The sequence below is a fragment of the Ruegeria sp. YTSB088 genome (assembly GCF_059609825.1).
Genome location: NZ_JBXWMM010000001.1, coordinates 496,875 through 514,856 on the forward strand (window position 1 = coordinate 496,875; position 17,982 = coordinate 514,856).

Sequence of the window (17,982 nt, forward strand, 5' to 3'; positions counted from 1 at the left end):
CTTGCTTACCTCCACGTCTTTTTGCGTTTCCACCGACGGTTTTTGCGCGCGCCTTCTTCCCGCACGCCTAGATAGAAGTTCTGGATATCCTCGGACTTCAGTAACTCATCCGCAGCGCCGTCCATGACGATGCGTCCAACCTCCATCACGTAACCATGATGCGCCAGTTCCAATGCTGCATTGGCGTTCTGCTCGACCAGCAGCATTGTCATATGCTGTTCTTCGTTCAGACGTTTCAGAATGCCGAATATCTCTTGTACCAGTAGCGGCGACAGACCCAGTGACGGTTCATCCAGCAGCATGATGCGGGGGCGGGCCATCAGCCCACGTCCGATCGCCAGCATCTGTTGTTGCCCACCCGACAGGGTGCCGGCCTCTTGCGTGCGGCGATCTTTCAGAACAGGGAAATAACTGAAAACAAGGTCGCGGTCCTGGGCGATCCGCGCTTTGTCCGAGCGAGTATACGCTCCGAGGCTCAGGTTTTCATCGACGGTTAGCAGAGGAAATACCTCGCGCCCTTCGGGCACATGCACAATCCCGCGCTGGACGACTGTATGTGGCTCAGCCCCCTGAATGTCGTCGCCATCAAAGGTAATCGTGCCCTTTTCCGGGTCCATCACACCCGAGACGGTTTTCATCAATGTCGTTTTACCTGCACCATTTGCGCCAAGGATCGAGGCAATCGTTCCTTCGTGAACGTCCAGCGAAACACCGCGAATGGCCATTATCGGGCCATAAAAACTTTCGACATTTCGGATTTTCAGGATTGGCAGGCTCATGAGGCTTTCCCCAGATAAGCTTTAATCACCGCCGGGTGCGATTGAACTTCGGCCGGGGTTCCAAGCGCCAGTTTAGCACCATCTGCTATGGCCAGAACCCGGTCTGACACGCCGGAGACCAACCCCATGTCATGTTCTACCATCAAAACGGTGATGCCCATCTGTCGTCGGATATCGTCGATCCACCAACGCATGTCTGTTGTCTCTTCGACGGACAACCCCGAGGCCGGCTCATCCAGCAGCAGCAATTTGGGGTCGGTTGCCAAAGCGCGAGCAACTTCAACCACTTTGCGTGCGCCGTAGGGAAGCCCCGATATCATCTTGTCGCGATAGGCTTGCAGGTCGAGAAAGTCGATGATCCGTTCGACTTTCTCGCGGTTTTCCAGTTCCTGTTGCTTTGCGGACGGGGTGAACAGAATCTCGGAAATCAGGTTTGTCCTGCGGTGGCGGTGCCGTCCGACCAGCAGGTTTTGCAGAACGGTCGCGTGTTCGAACAGTTCGATATTCTGAAAGGTCCGCGCAACACCATAGGCGGCGACGCCGGACGGTTTAACCTGAAGCAGATCATGACCGTCAAATTGGATCGCTCCTTCAAAAGGATCGTAGAACCGGGAAATCAGGTTGAAAACAGTGGACTTGCCCGCACCGTTTGGGCCGACAATGGCAAAAACCTCACCTTCCCGAACATCAAATGACAGGTCATCCACCGCCGTCAGACCGCCGAATTTCAGAGTGACGTTTTCAAACTTCAGCAAGCTCATCTCAGACGTTCCGTTTTGAGATAGGATTTTTGACGTTTGAACATGTCCTTTCGATAGAACGGGAACAATTCGAACCATGTACGGATCTTAAGCCAGCGGCCGTAAATCCCCATCGGTTCGAACAGGATGAACGCGATCAGGATCATTCCGAAGATGCCGAACTCCAATCCCGGAATGGCCACCGTATTGCCACCGAACAGGGCCCCGGCATATTCTTTTGAGATCGACAAAAACTGCGGCAGGAACCCGATCACGATCGCGCCCAGAAACGCGCCGTGGATCGACCCAAGCCCACCGATCACGATCATCATCAACAATTGGATCGAGATCAGAACACTGAAGGTTTCGTTGTTGAACGCTCCGGCAAACAGCCCCATCAGTGCCCCGGCCCAGCCCGTAACGGCACAGGACAGGGCGAAAGAGATCATCTTTGTCCGCGCGATATCGATTCCCATCGCCTGGGCCGAAACCTCAGAGTCGCGTACCGCGATGAAGCTGCGCCCCAAAGGCGCGCGCAGCAGGTTGATATATCCGAGTGTGACCAGCACGGCGACGGTCAGGACCAGCCAGAAAAATTGATCGGGCGTTCCCCAGCGGTCAACCAGATGGCCGAAGATTTCGACCCCGCCGACATATTTGCCCGCCACGCCTCCGGTGATAGGTTCGGACAGTACGATGACGTCATCCATCAGGATGGAAAGCGCCATAGTGAAGATGGCCAGATAGATTCCGTGCAGCCGCAGGGCAGGGATCGCGACCGTCACGCCCGCTATCCCGGTCAGAATGCCGGCCAGCGGGAACGCTACCAGAAAGGGCACCCCTGCTTCGATCAGGGCAACGTTGGCATAGCAGCCAAAAGCCAGAAAGGCCGCGTGGCCCAGACTGACTTGCCCCGTGTGCCCGGTCAGGATCATCAGGCCCAACCCGGCAATAGCCCAAATCAGGACGTTGGTCAGCTCACCCAGATAAAACTCATCAAGCCACCAGGGGGCTGCGGCAACAACTGTCAGAAGGATCAGATACAGGACAAGCTGATAGCGGTCTTTCCATGGATGGATATCCTGCATGTAGCCTGTTTTGAAGACGATCCGCATGGCTCAGACCTTTTTGACCCGAACCTGACTGAACAACCCGTTGGGTCGAAAGATCAGCACGGCAAGCAGCAGGGCGTATGGCGCGATCTGGCTGTAACCCGCCGCGATATAGCGGCTGGCAAAAGGTTCGATCACCCCGACTATAAGTCCACCAGCCAACGCACCGGGCAGGCTTCCGAACCCGCCGATGACGGCGGCGGCAAATGCCTTGATGCCCAGCAATCCGGTTGTCGGATCCACCGCGCCCTTGGCGGCGAACAGAATGCCCGCAATCCCCGCAACGACTCCGGCCAGCGCCCAGATGAATCCCTGGACCCGCTTGACAGGCACGCCCATGTAATAAGCTGCCAGCTGGTTTTGCGACGCCCCCTGCATCCCAAGGCCAAGTTTGGTGCGGTTGAAAAAGACGTAAAGGCCCCATGTCAGCAGGATGGTCACGACGATTACGGCAACATCTTCCATACCCAGCACAAGGCCTCCAAAGCGCACCTCTCTGCCCGCAAGCGGGTTCTGCAGCGTTTGCGGTTCGTGCCCCCAGATCAACCCGGCCGCAAAGCGGATCACAAAGCCAAGGGCGATGGTCAGGATAACAACGGCGGTCTGGCTTTCGCCAAAAAGACGTCGGATGATCAGGCGATCCAAAAGATAGCCCAATGCACCCATGATCCCCAATGACATCGGCAAGGCCAGCCAGAACGGCAGACCCATGTACTCGGTGTTGGTCAGGCCGATGGTCACAAAGGCCCCCAGCATCATGAAATCACCTTGGGCGAAATTCACCGCCTCGGTCGCCTTGTAGATCAGAACAAAGCCAAGCGCGATCAGGCCATAGACACATCCGTTTGCCAGTCCGCTGATCAGCAGCTGTGCGTTATCCAAGCTGTCCTCCCTCGACCGGTTTGCCGGCGTCGCGTTCCGCCCGCGCCCGTCGTCCGGTAACGCAGGTTTGTTCTACTATGGCGTGACAATCACCTTGCCGTCACTCTTTTTCAGCGCATCTGCCAGATTTGGCACAAGATTTTTCAGCCTAACATGTTCTGAAACATCCGTTTTCCAACGCCCGTCGGCAAACCGGGCCTGAACCTCGGCCACGACGCGCATCTGATCAGCGGGCGGGGTCGACATCATCCAGTTCGTCAGCCAGAAGCCTTCGATCCGCTTGCTCATAAAGATCAGTTGACCGGTCTGAGTCAGCGTCGGCGCCTCGGTTGACAGCTTGCCATAACTGATCCAGCGCGCCCGGTTGGGCATGGCGCAGAACAGTTGTTCAGACAACTGGTCCGTCACGGCATCCAGAAACACGCGCGGTTTCAGATGCGCGCTCAGATCCGCAAACTTTGTGACAACGTCTTCATCGGCTGTCACCAGCACTTCGGCCGCACCAAGGTCTTTCAACATCTCTACCGTCTCGGCCCGGCGCACCAAAGCGATCGGCTTCAACCCCAGATCGCGGCCAAGGCTGCACATCAGCTTGCCCAATTGGCTGGTCGCAGCTGATACGACAAAGGCATCTCCGTCAGCTTTGGCCATATCCACCATGGCCATCGCCGTCATTGGATTAACGATCTGAGCAGCCCCATCATCGTCCGAGATATCAGGGCGCAGAGGGATGCACATCTGCATCTGTGTAACGACAAATTCTGCCCAGGCCCCTGTTCCGGCGGCGACAAACGCGACGCGTTGCCCTTGCAGGGCCTCGGCGCCCTTGCCGACGGCGACGACGTCTCCGCAACCTTCGAATCCGGCGGGCGAACCTTTGACCCTTGGCTGTCCGTATTCACCTTTGATGAAGTGCAAATCTGACGGATTGACCGAAGCTGCGCGCAACCGGATCAGCACCTGACCGGGGCCGGGTTCTGGTGTTGGAACTTCTGCTTCTTCCAACCAGTCGGCGGCATTTTCAATGGCCGGTCCGGTGGCCGTGCCGGAGTACCCGTCATGTTTCAGGATTGCGGCGAACATAGTCTGGGGCAGGTCGGTCATCGGGTCATCCTCGAAATGGCTAAAGCAAAGCCCGCACCATATCTGGAAGGCCCCCAATAGTACGGGTAAGATGCGGGCTGTTTGTCTGGCACAGCCAATCAAAAGCCGCGAAGGACGTCAATTCGACGACGCCATAACGTAGGGGCAGCGCAGATGCGCCCTTGGGAAAGGCCGACCCGTGGATCGGCCTCAATCACTTTACTGTTGGGTCAACAAGTTGGTCAGTTCCTGAATCTTCTGAATAATTGTTTCAGGTGAGTCCTTGATATCATTTACAATCTTGATCGCCTGATCCTTCAGATCAGTGGCCAGAGTGCTTTCCTGAAGGGATGTCATAATGCCTTCATAATCGAAATTTGTGGGGTCCAGCTTGCCTTCCTGAACCCATGAATTCAGCAACTCCTGACCCTGACCGGCCAATGCTGCCACCTGATCGCCAGCCTCCTGGGCGGCATCAGAGGCCTGATCCGCTACGGATGACGCCGCTTCGCTTGCCTGATCCGCCACCGAAGAGGCCGCTTCAGTTGCTTGGTCCGTCAATGACGATGCTGCTTCAGCGGCTTTCTCGGTCGCTGCATCGACTGCGTCAGAGGCAGCGTCCTGAGCAGAGGAAGCCGCGTCTGTCACCGCTTCGGCGGCTTCTTCTGCCGCGGTTTCCAAGCGTTCAGCGGGTGTGGGTTCGGGTTGTTTCAGGTAAAAATACCCGCCAGCACCAATTGCGGCGATGACGATGGCAAGAATGAGAGTACGCGACATGTGTGTCTCCTTTGGAAAATGTGTCGCCGGGATGCGCTAAAAATAACTCAGGAACAAAGGGGAATTCCCAATAATTCTCAGCAGAATAGAGTATAAGCCGGGCTACGCTCATTGCCCGACGAAACGCGGCAAGAATATGCCTGCACAAAGGCACCGCGACCGGATTGGGCAGCGATCCGCGGGGAATGGCAGCAGCAGAAGTAAATCCTTGGGAAGTCTCTGGTTGACCTAAAAGCCAGCATTGGCAGTGTGGCGGAGAGACAGGGATTCGAACCCTGGGTGGGCTTGCACCCACAACGGTTTTCGAGACCGCCCCGTTCGACCACTCCGGCACCTCTCCGCGGGGGTCTGTGAGGGGGGGATTTAGTGAGGAACGGGCAGGGGTGCAAGCAGAAAATTCGGGAATTTACGAAACCCGGGTTTTTCCGTTGCCAGCAGGCATAAAACGCCTAGTCTGATAAGTATGACACAGTTTGTACGCCGCTTTGCCTTTTGGTTTCTGGCCCCGCTTTTTGCGCTTGTACTTATCCCATTGGAACTTTCCGCTGCCAACCGGGACCGGATTGAGGCTTTTCTGACGACAACCGGGTTTGACGTAGCGTTGGAAAGCATCGCGCTGAGCTCGAGGTCCGCCCCTCAGATGCTGGGGATAGACCCTGAGGGATTTGGCTCGGACTGGGCCCGTCTGGCAGACGAAGTCTTTGAGGTCGGCGCCATGCACGAGACCGCAGTTTCCATCCTGGAACAAACTCTGAGTGATGAAGCCCTGACGCATGCGGTTGACTTTTATGCATCCGACCTGGGGCAGCGCCTGGTAGAGGCCGAAAACGCCTCGCATATGCTTGAGGACGATGAAGCCAAACAGTTGGAAGGGCAAATGATCATCTCGGACCTGATCAAGGACGGATCGGAACGGGTCGAAAGTTTCAAGCGCATGAACAATGCCATCGATTCGACCGGCACCGCGGTGCGGGCCCTGCAAGAGATTCAGGTGCGTTTCCTTCTGGCAGCCAGCGCATCAGGTGTCATCGAGCTGCAACTGGATGCGGATGAATTGCGTGCGCTGATGAAGCGGAACGAATCCGGCATGCGCCAGTCTCTCCAACTGTCCAGCCTTGCAGGGGCAGCTTACACCTATCAGGATTTTTCTGATGCGGATGTCGTTACCTATGTCGAAGCATTGGAACAACCCTTGATGCAGGAAGTGTATGAATTGCTGAACGCAATCCAGTACGAAATCATGGCCATGCGGTTCGAAGTTCTTGCGGCCCGAATGGCCGAATTGCATCCTGCACAGGATATTTGATGCGCCGCGTTTTTTTGGCGATTGCAGTTGTTCTATGGGGTGTTCCCTTGCAGGCCGATCAAAAAGTTGACCGGCTGGCGCAGGCCATGCACCTGTCGCATGTGATGGAAATTCTCGTACAGGAAGGGCAGGTGCACCGCGAGGAACTTGACGAAACGTTTTTGGACAAGACTGGCGGCGCGTTCTTTGAAGCGCAGGTCAGGGACATTTACGATCCGGATTGGATGCAAAAACAACTGACGGATGCGTTTGAAGCAGGTTTGTCTGATGCGCAGCTTGATCAGGCGATCTTGTTTTTCGAAAGCGATCTCGGTCAGACGATTGTGGCGCTGGAAAACTCGGCCCGGCAGGCGATGTCAGACCAAGCCATAGAGGACATGGCCCGTGAAGCATACGATTCCGTCAAACGAAACACGACTCGCTTTGAGTTGGTCGATGAGTACATTCAGGCAAATGACCTTATCGACAAGAACGTTCAGGGGGCTCTGAGTTCAGACTACAGCTTCTTTCAGGGTCTCGATGTTGACGCGCAAGGCGACGATCAGGAATTGCTGGCCGAGCTTCTTTCTCAGAAAAAGAGCCGTGCCGCCGAAACCGAGGCGTGGCTGTATTCTTTTCTGCTGATGGCCTACCGGCCTTTGGACGAGACCCAGATGCGCGAGAATATCGCGTTTTCCAGAACCGAAACGGGTCGCGCCCTGAATGAGGCGTTGTTCGACGGTTTTGACCGCATGTTCAACGACATCTCGTTCCGGATGGGGCGGGCGGTTGCCCAGACGCTCAGAGCGTCTGATCTTTGACATCGCTTTGGTGTTGACTTTTTCCGACGTTCTATGGATAAGCGCGCATCCCGGCCGGTTTTCCGCGCCGGGTATCGTTATTATTTGACCCATTTGACATACTCACAGGGTCAGTCACACAGCCCGAAAAGGGCTCGCTGTTCGAGGTGGCTTAGGCCAGCAACACCCGGTTCAGGGGACCACAGAACGCGGTTATGAAAAGGAAAGACGCATGTTTGCGGTCCTCAAGACTGGCGGCAAGCAGTACAAGGTTCAGGCGGGCGATATGCTCCGCGTTGAAAAGTTGGCTGCCGACGCAGGTGAAAAAGTTCAATTCAACGATGTTCTGATGCTGGGCGGTGACGCTCCGGTTTTTGGCGCACCTTTCGTTGAAGGCGCAGGCGTACAGGCCGAAGTGATCGAACAGGTCAAAGGTGACAAGGTCATCAAGTTCGTCAAGCGCCGTCGTAAGCACAGCTCGAAGCGTACCGTTGGCCACCGTCAGAAACTGACTCTGGTCAAGATCACCGACATTCTTGCGTCGGGCGCTGACAAGTCGGGCATCAAGGCTGCAACCGGATCGGCTCCGGCAGGCGACTCTGCTCCGGCGGCAAAGCCTGCAAAGAAAGCTGAAGCCAAAGCCGATGCACCCTCTGCTGCTGCGGACGATCTGACCGCGCTGACTGGCGTCGGCCCAGCCGCTGCCAAGAAGCTGAACGAGGCCGGTATCGAAAGCTTTGCCGCTCTGGCCGCCTTGTCGGACGAGCAGATTGCTGCTATCGAAACGGTCAAAGTGAAGCCCGAATGGGTTGAGCAGGCCAAAGAACTGGCCAAAGGCTAAGGAGAGAGAGAATGGCACATAAAAAAGCTGGCGGTTCCTCCCGTAACGGTCGCGACTCAGCTGGTCGTCGCCTTGGCGTAAAACTGTATGGTGGCCAGGCCGCTATCGCAGGTAACATCATCGTGCGTCAGCGCGGCACCAAGTTCTGGCCGGGCGAAGGCGTAGGTATGGGCAAGGATCACACCATCTTTGCAACCACCGATGGCGCCGTTAAGTTCCATAAAGGACTTAAAAACCGCACCTTCATTTCGGTCCTGCCAGTGGCGGAGGCCGCAGAGTAAGCCGAAACCCAGAAGGTTTAAGAAAAATTCATGGGGGACCGGCACAAAGTGCCGGTCCCTTTTTCGTTCTAACGCAGTCGTGATCAATCAAACAGATGACAGTCGCAACCACCAGTTTCCTGATTTTTGCCGCCAGCCAGGTCGGCACGCCGGGACCGGCCAACATGGTCCTGTTGGGAACGGGTGCGCGCTATGGCTTTCGGGCAGCATTACCTTTTGTCGGGGGGGTAATTCTGGGGAAGCAGTTGATCATTTGGCCGATTGGTTTTGGGTTACTGCATCTCGCGGATCAGGCACCTGAGGTGTTTACGGTACTTAAATACGCGTCAGCGGCCTATATCATGTGGTTGGCGTGGAAAATTGCCAACACGCGGTTGTCGCGACAACAGTCCGAGGGGAGGGCCCCCGGCTTTCTGGCGGGATTGATTGTTCATCCGCTCAATCCCAAAGCCTGGGCCATGATCATTGCCGGTTTCACCGGGTTTGTGGCCGCGGGCACGCCCAGTTTTGAAGCGACGATTACGATCGCTCTTTGTTTGTTGTTTTGTCAGGTGGTTCTTCATCCGATCTGGACTTTTGCGGGCGATAGAATTGCCCACGCGGTTGAAGGACGGCCAGTTGAAAAATATCTGATGTGGACGTTGGCGGGTCTTACGGTTGCGTCCGTACTTTTCGTGTTGTTCGGAGGAGGAACACACCCATGAAACTTGAAGCAATAATAAATCAGCCGGTCATAGAAACCGAGCGGTTCGATCTGCGCCCTCTGCGTCGGTCGGATATGGGGCTGATCGAGCATTATGCCGGTGATGAGCGTGTGGCACGCATGACAACCAGTATTGCACATCCCTTGGCCCCAGGCTCGACCGAAGCTTTTGTCACGCGCTCAATGGCTGAAGACCGGGACGAGGATGTCTGGGTCATGGATGCCACCAAGGATGGTGGCCCGGAGCTGATTGGTCTGATCACGCTGAAACGGCTGGATCGGAATCAGTCAGAAGTCGGCTATTGGGTTGCGCCGATCTATTGGAATACCGGCATTGCCTCTATGGCCGTCGAAGCGCTGGTGAATGCCAACCCGCTGGAGAACGCGACCATGTTTGCCAGCGTGTTCCAGGACAATCCGGCCTCTGCCCGGGTTCTGACCCATTGCGGGTTCAAGTATCTTGGCGATGCAGAAAGCTATTCGGTGGCGCGTGATGCGAATGTGCCCACCTGGACGTACAGTAAAAAACTCTGACTTGTGGCCGATGGGGCCTTTGCAGTAGGGGACACACATGAAATTTCTCGATCTTGCAAAGGTCTACATCCGGTCCGGGGCCGGAGGTGGCGGCTGCGTCAGCTTTCGGCGCGAAAAGTACATCGAATACGGCGGCCCTGATGGGGGGGACGGTGGTAAGGGCGGTTCCGTCTGGGTCGAAGTTGTGGACGGGCTGAACACCCTGATCGACTTCCGCTATCAACAGCATTTCTTCGCCAAGAACGGCCAGCCGGGCAGGGGGCAGCAACGTACCGGCAAGGACGGTGATGACATTGTCTTGCGCGTGCCTGTCGGCACCGAGATTCTGGACGAAGACGAGGAAACGGTCATCTGCGATCTGACCGAAGTGGGCCAGCGCGTTCTGCTGGCCAAGGGCGGCAATGGCGGTTTCGGCAACCTGCACTTCAAATCCGCCACCAATCAGGCGCCCCGCCGTGCAAATCCGGGGCAGGCAGGCATTGATCGTACGATTTGGCTGCGTCTCAAGCTGATCGCCGATGTGGGCTTGCTGGGTATGCCAAACGCGGGAAAATCGACCTTTCTTGCAGCTACGTCCAACGCGCGGCCCAAGATTGCGGATTACCCGTTTACCACGCTACACCCTAATCTGGGAGTGGTGGGCGTCGACAATGCGGAAATCGTCGTGGCCGACATCCCTGGCCTGATCGAAGGCGCCCATGAAGGACGCGGGATCGGAGATCGCTTCCTTGGTCATGTTGAGCGCTGTGCTGTGCTTCTGCATCTTGTCGATGGAACGTCGGAAACGGTTGCCGATGATTACCGCACGATTATCCACGAGCTTGAAGCCTATGGTGGTGAACTGGGCGAGAAACCCCGGATCACCGTCCTGAACAAGGTTGATGCGCTGGATGATGAAGAACGTGATCTGGCCAAAGCCGAACTGGAAGAGGCCGTTGGTGGCCCCGTGATGACGATGTCCGGCGTTGCTCATCAAGGTGTAACCGAGGTTCTGCGCGCGTTGCGCGGCCAGATTGATGACAATCGTGTTCGCCAGAAACCCGCTGAGGAGGCGCAGCCTTGGCAGCCCTGACCTCAGCGCGTCGCCTGGTCGTCAAAATCGGCTCTGCTCTGCTGGTCGATCGGGATACAGGTTTGCTTCGTTCCGATTGGCTGCATACGCTGGCGCAGGACGTGGACTGGCTCAAACGGCAAGGGACGGATGTTATTCTGGTCTCGTCGGGGTCGATCGCGCTAGGGCGCGGTGTTCTGGGTCTGCCCGCAGCGGCTTTACCTTTGGAAAAATCGCAGGCTGCCGCTGCCGTTGGACAAATTCGTCTGGCACGCGCCTATGAAGAAGCGTTAGCACCACATGGAATCACCACGGCGCAGGTTTTGGTGACGCTGGAGGACAGCGAGAATCGCCGCAGATACCTGAACTCGCGCGCGACTCTGGAAACATTGCTTGGCCTTGGAGTCGTGCCCATCGTCAATGAAAATGATACAGTGGCAACGGATGAGATCCGGTATGGTGACAATGACCGTCTGGCCGCGCAAATCGCGGTAACGGTCGGCGCGGATCAGCTGATCCTTCTGTCAGATGTGGATGGCTTCTATTCCGGCAACCCGAATGAAGATGCTTCAGCTACCCGGTTCGAAACCATAGACCGGATCACGCCCGAAATCGAAGCCATGGCGGGTGATGCGGGTTCTGGTTTGTCAAAGGGCGGAATGAAGACAAAACTGCTGGCTGCCCAAATGGCCACCGCGGGTGGTTGTGCGATGGCAATCACTGAAGGGTCGATCTTGAACCCTCTGAAAAGGCTAGAGAATGGTTCAAGCTGTACGTGGTTCACCGCAACGTTGGACCCGCATGCAGCGCGCAAGCGTTGGATTTCAGCCATGAAACCGCGTGGTGAGATCACTGTCGATGAAGGGGCTGCCAACGCGCTGGCCAATGGCAAAAGCTTGCTGCCCGCGGGTATTGTCGAAGTGACTGGTGATTTCGGGCGCGGCGACCCCGTTTCGATCCTTGACCCAAAAGCGCGCCGACTGGGGCAGGGTATCAGCCGTTATACCGCGCAGGAGGCGGGCGCGATCAAGGGGCGTAAGTCTTCCGAGATCGAGGCCACGCTGGGCTACCCCGGCCGCGCTGCCCTGATCCACCGGGATGATCTGGCCCTGTAACCATCGAAAAAGACGACCTGAGAGGCACGCGACATGAAAGACTTTGACAGCATTCCAGCTCTGATGGCCGATCTTGGGAAACGTGCCAAGGCGGCATCACGTGAACTGGCTTTTGCCAGCGCCGAACGAAAGCATGCCGCTCTGATTGCGGCAGCCGACGCGGTTTGGGCCAATCGCGGGCAGATCATCGAAGCCAACCAGAAGGATCTGGAGTTTGGCCGTGAGAAGGGCCTGAGCCCGGCGATGATGGATCGCCTTATGCTGGATGAGACGCGTGTTCAGGGCATGGTCGATGGTTTGCGGGCGGTGGCTGATCAGACCGATCCGGTGGGCGAAGTGCTGGCCGAATGGGACCGCCCGACAGGATTGAATATCCAGCGCGTGCGCACCCCGCTGGGTGTGATCGGCGTGATCTACGAAAGCCGCCCGAATGTAACCGCTGACGCAGGCGCGTTGTGTCTGAAATCCGGAAATGCTGTCATCCTGCGGGGCGGCTCCGAGAGCTTTCATTCTTCGACCGCGATTCATGCCTGCTTGGTAGAAGGGCTGAAGGCCGCCGATCTGCCGGAAGATGCGATTCAGCTGGTGCCGACACGTGACCGCGTGGCGGTGCAGGAGTTGCTGACCCTGACCGACTATGTCGACGTCATCGTTCCGCGCGGTGGCAAGGGGTTGGTGGGCCTTGTGCAGCGTGAGGCTCGTGTGCCTGTCTTTGCGCATCTTGAAGGTATCGTGCACATCTATGTCGACAAGGCGGCTGATCCGCAGAAAACGTTGGACGTGGTGCTGAACGCCAAAACCCGTCGCACCGGCATCTGCGGCGCTGCCGAATGCTTGCTGATCCATCAGGACATCGCCGAAACGCTGGGGCGTGACGTGATCGCCGCGCTCGTGAATGCTGGGGTTGAGGTTCACGCCGACGACATACTTGCGGTTGAGGGTACAGTTTCCGCAACGGCTGAGGATTGGGGAAAAGAATTTCTGGACAGTGTTATCGCGGCCAAGCCTGTCGCTGATATCGACGCAGCCATTGCGCATATCCAGCGATACGGATCAAACCATACCGATTGTATCATGACCGAGGACGGCGCTGCTGCGGCCCGTTTTTTTGAGCGCCTCGATAGCGCGATCCTGATGCACAACGCTTCGACTCAGTTCGCCGATGGTGGTGAATTCGGGATGGGCGCCGAGATCGGAATCGCCACGGGCAAAATGCATGCCCGCGGCCCGGTGGGGGCCGCCCAGTTGACCAGTTTCAAATACCTGGTGCGCGGGAACGGAACGACCCGGGACTAAAAGCGCAGCAAAACACGGGTCGCTGCGGTTTCGACTGAAACGCGCCGACCCATTGCATTTGCCGTTTCGGGCAGCAGAGCGAACTGGACCTGCGCAGGTGTAATCTTGTTGGGGAACCGACCGGTTGCAACGTGTTTCCACAGTTCAGCATCCACATTCAGTTTGTCTGCGGTCCCGGTGATCGTCCATTTTTCATCTTGGGTTTTGAATTCGACCGTTCCGCCCAGTGGCATGGCGCTTTCGCAGCACATGATTCCCAAAAAGGCCAGTTTGACCTGATTTCGCGGCACGGGTTCCTTCAGATTCCAAATGACCCGCACCCGTCCGGTGCGTTCCATATCCTTGAGCAGTTCAGTCACTTCGGCTCGCCCCAGCGGTTGTTCTCCTGCTGATCCAAAGGCAACCCTGAAAAAACGGATGCGCGCACCAGCGCTGCCGACGCTGCCCGAGATCAGCTCCATCTCGGGGCCCTGCATCGCGCCAACCATGTCCAACAGTTCCAGCCCGTTGGTGATGGCACCGATCGGGCTGATCAGATCGTGGCAGATTCGGGAGCCGATCAATTCAGCCAGGTTGACGTTCGTGTTGCCCATGCGTACCTCCTGCGGTATCTGCCGCAGGAACCGGAAGCCCCAAATGACAGACATGAATGCTATTCTTGCACCGGGCATGTTTGTTCGCCACCCGGATTTCCCCGAATGGGGTGTCGGACAGGTTCAGTCCAACGTCGCAGGCAAGATCACCGTGAACTTTCGCGAGCAGGGGAAAGTGGTAATCGACGGAACGCGCATCGCCCTGATGCCGGTCTTTGATCCGTGAAACTGGTTTAAGAAGAGTTAACAGAAAAGGCCAGATGCCCACTTGTTGCCTTCCCCTGAAGAACTGGGGTATCAGCCGCGATGACAACATAGGATCGATAAGTCAGACATGCCGGACGCTGGCCCCTCGTTCACGATCAAATTGGCGGAAACTCAAGACGAACTGCACGCCGCGCAGCGGTTACGCTATGACGTGTTCGTGCGTGAACTCGGCGGCGGAGGCGAGCTGATCGATCATGTGACTGGGTTGGAACGTGACCGGTTTGATCCTTACTTCGATCACTTGCTGGCCCTTGATGATGCGACAGGGGAAGTCGTAGGCGTTTACAGGCTGTTGCCGGGCGATCGTGCGGCAAAATTGGGTCAGTTTTATTCCGAAGACGAATACGATCTGACCGTTCTCAAGCAAAGTGGCCGCAAGCTCTTGGAACTGGGCCGGTCGTGCCTGCACAGGGACTACCGTGGCGGTACGGCGATGTATCATCTCTGGAATGGTCTCTCTCGGTATGTGTCCGAGCGTGAGATCGAAATCCTGTTCGGTGTCGCCAGTTTTCATGGCACGGATGTGCAGGAACTGGCCCAGCCATTGTCCATGCTGCATCACAATCATCTGGCGCCGCCAGACCTGCGGGTGAGGGCTCAGCCGAGCGTGTTTCAGACCATGGATCTTGTCGCACCGGACGCATTGGATCGTCGCAGCGCCATGGTGCAGGTTCCAGCCCTGATCAAAGCCTATCTGAGGCTCGGCGGTTTCGTCGGCGAGGGGGCGTTCATCGATCACGACTTCAACACCACCGATGTGTGCCTGATCCTAGATACGACCCGTATGAACGAGCGGCAGAAGCGCATCTATGGCGGAGCTTGAATCGGTGAATGATCCGCTTTGGAACAGTGAGGAAGCGCCGGACCCAATCGAACTGGGTTTTGTCGGTTGGATACTCGTTATACTGAGGGGATTGCCTTTGGCCATCCTTGTGTTCGGCGGTCTGCTTGTTCTGTTGGCCATTCGACTGATCGAGTTGCCGTTTTTTGGCGTTCACCGCCCCGTTACACCTTTTATCAGCCAGTTCGTGTGCCGAAACGCGCTTCGCATCCTTGGAATTGGATTTCACTGCTCGGGCGCGTTGATGAAGGAGCACGGTGCAGTTGTCGCCAACCACACATCCTGGCTGGATATCTTTGCCTTGAACGCCCGCAAGAGAGTCTACTTCGTGTCCAAGGCAGAAGTTGCAAACTGGCCGGGTATCGGATGGTTGGCACGGGCCACCGGGACCTTATTCATCGAGCGGGATCGCAAAAAGGCGCGCGAGCAGACGGCGATCTTCGAAGAACGACTCAAGGCCGGACATAAATTGTTGTTCTTCCCCGAGGGCACCTCGACCGACGGATTGCGTGTTTTACCCTTTAAAACAACACTCTTTGCCGCGTTCTTTTCAGAAGAATTGCGTGATTTCATGTATGTTCAACCGGCTTCGGTGGTGTTCCACGCACCGAAAGGTCAGCCTGACCGTTTCTATGGCTGGTGGGGCGATATGGATTTCGCGCCGCACCTGCTCAAGACTTTGGGTGCGCGCAGACAAGGATCCGTTGAACTGATCTATCATTCGCCGGCCCGGGTCAGGGACTTCGCCAACCGCAAGGAACTGGCGGCCCATTGCGAAGCGGCGGTGCGCCACGCTCATGCATTGGCGCGGCTTGAAAAATAAGGGCATTGACCCTTGCACTGCGTCCAAACCTGCCGTATACGCGCGCCATTCAAACCCGCAGGCGGGGTTTGGGCTTTGTAGGGGAGACATCCCTATCTGGCCCGCCGGTTGGAGCATCCGCTTCTTTCACCCCCGCCGAGGCGTAAACCGGAAAAGGAAAATAGCATGGCTCTTCCCGAGTTCACCATGCGTCAGCTGCTGGAAGCTGGCGTTCACTTTGGTCACCAGACACAGCGTTGGAATCCCCGCATGGGCCCGTTCATCTACGGCTCACGCAATGGTATCCACATCATGGACCTGACCCAGACTGTTCCAATGCTGGACCAAGCTCTGCAGGCCGTTCGTGACACCGTTGCAAAAGGTGGCCGCGTTCTGTTCGTTGGTACCAAGCGTCAGGCAGCTCAGCCGATTGCAGAGGCCGCAGAAAAGTCGGCTCAGTACTACATGAACCACCGTTGGCTGGGTGGTACGTTGACCAACTGGAAAACCGTTTCCCAGTCGATCAACCGTCTGAACCAGATCGACGAAGCAATGGAATCGGGCGCCGAAGGCCTGACCAAGAAAGAGCGTCTGGGCATGGAACGTGACCAAGGCAAACTGCAGGCATCGCTGGGCGGTATCCGTGAGATGGGCGGCGTTCCTGATCTGCTGTTCGTCATCGACGTCAAGAAAGAAGCACTGGCCATCGCCGAAGCCAACAAACTGGGTATCCCGGTTGTGGCTGTTGTCGACACCAACTGCTCACCCGACGGTGTCGACTACATCATCCCCGGTAACGACGACGCGGCCCGCGCAATCTCTCTGTACTGCGATTTGGCCGCACGCGCGGCTCTGGACGGTATGACCGCTCAGATGGGCGCAGCAGGTGTTGACCTGGGTGCATTCGAAGAAGCGCCGGTTGAGGAAGCCGTTGTGGAAGAAGCACCCGCAGAAGAAGCCGCTCCGGAAGCGAAAGCCGAAGCGTAAGCTGCCCGTCACGTAAATGACATATGGGGCAGGGTAGACCTGCCCCAATTCCGTTTGAATTGAGGAGAGCCAAGAGATGGCAATCACAGCAGCAATGGTTAAAGAACTGCGCGACTCGACCGGCGCAGGCATGATGGACGCAAAAAAGGCGCTGACCGAAACCGGCGGAAACATGGACGAAGCCGTTGATTGGCTGCGTACCAAGGGTCTGGCCAAAGCGGCCAAGAAATCCGGCCGTACCGCAGCAGAGGGTCTGGTTGCAGTGCACGTCAACGATGGCAACGGTGTTGCTGTCGAAGTGAACTCGGAAACCGACTTTGTCGCGAAAAACGCGGAATTCCAGGAAATGGTCGGCAAGATTGCTTACGCGGCTGAAGGCGTAGACAACGTAGAAGAGCTGCTGGCAGCTGATCTGGGCGGCAAAACCGTTGCAGACACCCTGACCGACAAGATCGCCACGATTGGCGAGAACATGTCGGTGCGCCGCATGGCCAAACTGTCGGGCGACACCATTGTGTCCTACGTCCACAATGCGGCCACCAACGGCATGGGAAAAATCGGCGTTCTGGTTGCTTTGACCGGTGGCGACGAAGCAATCGGCAAACAGGTTGCAATGCACATCGCAGCCGTGAACCCGGCGGCCCTGTCCGAAGCGGACATGGACCCGGCAGTTGTCGAGAAAGAAAAGCAGGTCCAGATGGACATCGCCCGCGAATCCGGCAAGCCGGAGCAGGTGATCGAAAAGATGATCGAAGGCCGTATGAAGAAATTCGTCGCGGAATCGACTCTGCTGAACCAGCAGTTTGTCGTGAACCCTGACCTGACCGTCGAAGCAGCGGCCAAGGAAGCCGGCGCGACCATCACCGGCTTTATCCGCCTGGAAGTTGGCGAAGGTATCGTGGTTGAGAAAGAAGACTTCGCAGCCGAGGTCGCCAAGGCTGCTCAAGGCTAAGTGGCACAGGGAAAGTGTCGAAAGCGGCATTTTCCAATAAAATTAAAGGGTTACGCATGGCGTGACCCTTTTTCTTTTGCTATTGGCAAACAGAATACTTCAGCGATCTATAGAAGAATTGGAGGGCCCCGCATGATGGGGATGGTCGAGGCCCCCCAAAATTTCCGACACCGGCACGCGGACAAATAGGCGCCCCCTTGTCAGAGTGATCGGAGAGCTTTGTTATTGCAAAGATCCGACCCAATGTTCCCTGGCTAAAGC

At 56.8% G+C, this 17,982-nt stretch carries 21 protein-coding genes and 1 tRNA gene; 14 read left to right on the plus strand and 8 right to left on the minus strand.

Annotated elements, in window-relative coordinates:
- Positions 1–5: 5 nt before the first annotated feature.
- The 7 genes from AC2FFA_RS02490 to AC2FFA_RS02520 all read right to left on the minus strand — a co-directional run bounded on the left by AC2FFA_RS02490 (position 6) and on the right by AC2FFA_RS02520 (position 5,713).
- The gene (locus AC2FFA_RS02490) at positions 6–779 is read right to left on the minus strand and encodes an ABC transporter ATP-binding protein (RefSeq protein ID WP_496849726.1); all 774 of its coding nucleotides are present in this window, start codon (positions 777–779) and stop codon (positions 6–8) included.
- On the minus strand, positions 776–1,540 hold the full coding sequence (locus tag AC2FFA_RS02495; protein WP_496849727.1) for an ABC transporter ATP-binding protein: 765 nt from the start codon (positions 1,538–1,540) through the stop codon (positions 776–778). The genes AC2FFA_RS02490 and AC2FFA_RS02495 overlap by 4 nt, the downstream gene beginning before the upstream one ends.
- Positions 1,537–2,634 carry a branched-chain amino acid ABC transporter permease gene (locus AC2FFA_RS02500; protein WP_496673152.1) on the minus strand — a complete coding sequence of 366 codons (1,098 nt, stop codon included), beginning with the start codon at positions 2,632–2,634 and terminating at the stop codon, positions 1,537–1,539. Before AC2FFA_RS02500 ends, AC2FFA_RS02495 begins: the two co-directional genes overlap by 4 nt.
- Before the next feature lie 3 nt (positions 2,635–2,637).
- On the minus strand, positions 2,638–3,513 hold the full coding sequence (locus AC2FFA_RS02505; RefSeq protein WP_299897000.1) for a branched-chain amino acid ABC transporter permease: 876 nt from the start codon (positions 3,511–3,513) through the stop codon (positions 2,638–2,640).
- A gap of 75 nt (positions 3,514–3,588) precedes the next feature.
- Positions 3,589–4,617, minus strand: coding sequence for an alcohol dehydrogenase catalytic domain-containing protein (locus AC2FFA_RS02510; protein ID WP_117868983.1), 1,029 nt, complete (start codon positions 4,615–4,617; stop codon positions 3,589–3,591).
- Between the two features lie 198 nt (positions 4,618–4,815).
- Complete coding sequence (locus AC2FFA_RS02515; protein ID WP_117868982.1) at positions 4,816–5,373, minus strand: hypothetical protein; 558 nt, start codon at positions 5,371–5,373, stop codon at positions 4,816–4,818.
- A 250-nt stretch (positions 5,374–5,623) separates the two neighbouring features.
- Positions 5,624–5,713: transfer RNA gene (locus AC2FFA_RS02520), tRNA-Ser, on the minus strand.
- 123 nt (positions 5,714–5,836) lie between these two features.
- On the opposite strand from AC2FFA_RS02520, the gene AC2FFA_RS02525 reads away from it, so the two are divergent.
- The 9 genes from AC2FFA_RS02525 to AC2FFA_RS02565 all read left to right on the plus strand — a co-directional run bounded on the left by AC2FFA_RS02525 (position 5,837) and on the right by AC2FFA_RS02565 (position 13,279).
- Positions 5,837–6,679, plus strand: coding sequence for a DUF2059 domain-containing protein (locus AC2FFA_RS02525; RefSeq protein WP_496849730.1), 843 nt, complete (start codon positions 5,837–5,839; stop codon positions 6,677–6,679).
- Positions 6,679–7,479 (plus strand): DUF2059 domain-containing protein, encoded by an 801-nt coding sequence (locus tag AC2FFA_RS02530; protein WP_496849731.1) that lies wholly within the window; start codon positions 6,679–6,681, stop codon positions 7,477–7,479. The genes AC2FFA_RS02525 and AC2FFA_RS02530 overlap by 1 nt, the downstream gene beginning before the upstream one ends.
- A gap of 211 nt (positions 7,480–7,690) precedes the next feature.
- Positions 7,691–8,299, plus strand: coding sequence for a 50S ribosomal protein L21 (locus AC2FFA_RS02535; protein WP_496849733.1), 609 nt, complete (start codon positions 7,691–7,693; stop codon positions 8,297–8,299).
- Between the two features lie 11 nt (positions 8,300–8,310).
- On the plus strand, positions 8,311–8,580 hold the full coding sequence (gene rpmA / locus AC2FFA_RS02540; protein WP_039535512.1) for a 50S ribosomal protein L27: 270 nt from the start codon (positions 8,311–8,313) through the stop codon (positions 8,578–8,580).
- A 95-nt stretch (positions 8,581–8,675) separates the two neighbouring features.
- Complete coding sequence (locus tag AC2FFA_RS02545) at positions 8,676–9,284, plus strand: LysE family translocator (RefSeq protein WP_496673254.1); 609 nt, start codon at positions 8,676–8,678, stop codon at positions 9,282–9,284.
- Positions 9,281–9,817, plus strand: coding sequence for a GNAT family N-acetyltransferase (locus AC2FFA_RS02550; protein WP_496849735.1), 537 nt, complete (start codon positions 9,281–9,283; stop codon positions 9,815–9,817). Before AC2FFA_RS02545 ends, AC2FFA_RS02550 begins: the two co-directional genes overlap by 4 nt.
- 37 nt (positions 9,818–9,854) lie before the next feature.
- Positions 9,855–10,889: a GTPase ObgE gene (gene obgE / locus AC2FFA_RS02555; protein WP_496849737.1), complete on the plus strand. Its 1,035-nt coding sequence runs from the start codon at positions 9,855–9,857 to the stop codon at positions 10,887–10,889.
- Positions 10,877–11,983, plus strand: coding sequence for a glutamate 5-kinase (proB, locus tag AC2FFA_RS02560; protein ID WP_117868975.1), 1,107 nt, complete (start codon positions 10,877–10,879; stop codon positions 11,981–11,983). The genes obgE and proB overlap by 13 nt, the downstream gene beginning before the upstream one ends.
- 33 nt (positions 11,984–12,016) lie before the next feature.
- Positions 12,017–13,279, plus strand: coding sequence for a glutamate-5-semialdehyde dehydrogenase (locus AC2FFA_RS02565; protein ID WP_496673261.1), 1,263 nt, complete (start codon positions 12,017–12,019; stop codon positions 13,277–13,279).
- Here AC2FFA_RS02565 and AC2FFA_RS02570 read toward each other — a convergent pair.
- Positions 13,276–13,872 (minus strand): histidine phosphotransferase family protein, encoded by a 597-nt coding sequence (locus AC2FFA_RS02570; RefSeq protein WP_496849739.1) that lies wholly within the window; start codon positions 13,870–13,872, stop codon positions 13,276–13,278. The two genes, AC2FFA_RS02565 and AC2FFA_RS02570, sit on opposite strands and share 4 nt — an antisense overlap.
- Before the next feature lie 43 nt (positions 13,873–13,915).
- On the opposite strand from AC2FFA_RS02570, the gene AC2FFA_RS02575 reads away from it, so the two are divergent.
- The 5 genes from AC2FFA_RS02575 (at position 13,916) to tsf (ending at position 17,721) form a co-directional block, all read left to right on the plus strand.
- Positions 13,916–14,098: a DUF3553 domain-containing protein gene (locus tag AC2FFA_RS02575; RefSeq protein ID WP_117868972.1), complete on the plus strand. Its 183-nt coding sequence runs from the start codon at positions 13,916–13,918 to the stop codon at positions 14,096–14,098.
- Between the two features lie 108 nt (positions 14,099–14,206).
- Positions 14,207–14,962 carry an L-ornithine N(alpha)-acyltransferase gene (gene olsB / locus AC2FFA_RS02580; RefSeq protein WP_496849741.1) on the plus strand — a complete coding sequence of 252 codons (756 nt, stop codon included), beginning with the start codon at positions 14,207–14,209 and terminating at the stop codon, positions 14,960–14,962.
- Positions 14,949–15,803, plus strand: coding sequence for a lyso-ornithine lipid O-acyltransferase (gene olsA / locus AC2FFA_RS02585; protein ID WP_496849743.1), 855 nt, complete (start codon positions 14,949–14,951; stop codon positions 15,801–15,803). The genes olsB and olsA overlap by 14 nt, the downstream gene beginning before the upstream one ends.
- A 165-nt stretch (positions 15,804–15,968) precedes the next feature.
- On the plus strand, positions 15,969–16,769 hold the full coding sequence (gene rpsB / locus AC2FFA_RS02590) for a 30S ribosomal protein S2 (RefSeq protein WP_117868969.1): 801 nt from the start codon (positions 15,969–15,971) through the stop codon (positions 16,767–16,769).
- Between the two features lie 76 nt (positions 16,770–16,845).
- The gene (tsf, locus tag AC2FFA_RS02595) at positions 16,846–17,721 is read left to right on the plus strand and encodes a translation elongation factor Ts (protein ID WP_496849746.1); all 876 of its coding nucleotides are present in this window, start codon (positions 16,846–16,848) and stop codon (positions 17,719–17,721) included.
- Positions 17,722–17,982 lie beyond the last annotated feature (261 nt).

Bases quoted from the DNA above. Each gene is read 5' to 3' on its own strand.
- AC2FFA_RS02490 (WP_496849726.1), bottom strand. From the start codon at position 779: ATGAGCCTGCCAATCCTGAAAATCCGAAATGTCGAAAGTTTTTATGGC.
- AC2FFA_RS02570 (WP_496849739.1), bottom strand. From the start codon at position 13,872: ATGGGCAACACGAACGTCAACCTGGCTGAATTGATCGGCTCCCGAATC.
- AC2FFA_RS02500 (WP_496673152.1), bottom strand. From the start codon at position 2,634: ATGCGGATCGTCTTCAAAACAGGCTACATGCAGGATATCCATCCATGG.
- AC2FFA_RS02575 (WP_117868972.1), top strand. From the start codon at position 13,916: ATGACAGACATGAATGCTATTCTTGCACCGGGCATGTTTGTTCGCCAC.
- olsA (WP_496849743.1), top strand. From the start codon at position 14,949: ATGGCGGAGCTTGAATCGGTGAATGATCCGCTTTGGAACAGTGAGGAA.
- AC2FFA_RS02510 (WP_117868983.1), bottom strand. From the start codon at position 4,617: ATGACCGACCTGCCCCAGACTATGTTCGCCGCAATCCTGAAACATGAC.
- AC2FFA_RS02545 (WP_496673254.1), top strand. From the start codon at position 8,676: ATGACAGTCGCAACCACCAGTTTCCTGATTTTTGCCGCCAGCCAGGTC.
- AC2FFA_RS02495 (WP_496849727.1), bottom strand. From the start codon at position 1,540: ATGAGCTTGCTGAAGTTTGAAAACGTCACTCTGAAATTCGGCGGTCTG.
- tsf (WP_496849746.1), top strand. From the start codon at position 16,846: ATGGCAATCACAGCAGCAATGGTTAAAGAACTGCGCGACTCGACCGGC.
- obgE (WP_496849737.1), top strand. From the start codon at position 9,855: ATGAAATTTCTCGATCTTGCAAAGGTCTACATCCGGTCCGGGGCCGGA.
- AC2FFA_RS02550 (WP_496849735.1), top strand. From the start codon at position 9,281: ATGAAACTTGAAGCAATAATAAATCAGCCGGTCATAGAAACCGAGCGG.
- AC2FFA_RS02535 (WP_496849733.1), top strand. From the start codon at position 7,691: ATGTTTGCGGTCCTCAAGACTGGCGGCAAGCAGTACAAGGTTCAGGCG.
- AC2FFA_RS02525 (WP_496849730.1), top strand. From the start codon at position 5,837: ATGACACAGTTTGTACGCCGCTTTGCCTTTTGGTTTCTGGCCCCGCTT.
- AC2FFA_RS02565 (WP_496673261.1), top strand. From the start codon at position 12,017: ATGAAAGACTTTGACAGCATTCCAGCTCTGATGGCCGATCTTGGGAAA.
- AC2FFA_RS02515 (WP_117868982.1), bottom strand. From the start codon at position 5,373: ATGTCGCGTACTCTCATTCTTGCCATCGTCATCGCCGCAATTGGTGCT.
- olsB (WP_496849741.1), top strand. From the start codon at position 14,207: ATGCCGGACGCTGGCCCCTCGTTCACGATCAAATTGGCGGAAACTCAA.
- rpmA (WP_039535512.1), top strand. From the start codon at position 8,311: ATGGCACATAAAAAAGCTGGCGGTTCCTCCCGTAACGGTCGCGACTCA.
- AC2FFA_RS02530 (WP_496849731.1), top strand. From the start codon at position 6,679: ATGCGCCGCGTTTTTTTGGCGATTGCAGTTGTTCTATGGGGTGTTCCC.
- rpsB (WP_117868969.1), top strand. From the start codon at position 15,969: ATGGCTCTTCCCGAGTTCACCATGCGTCAGCTGCTGGAAGCTGGCGTT.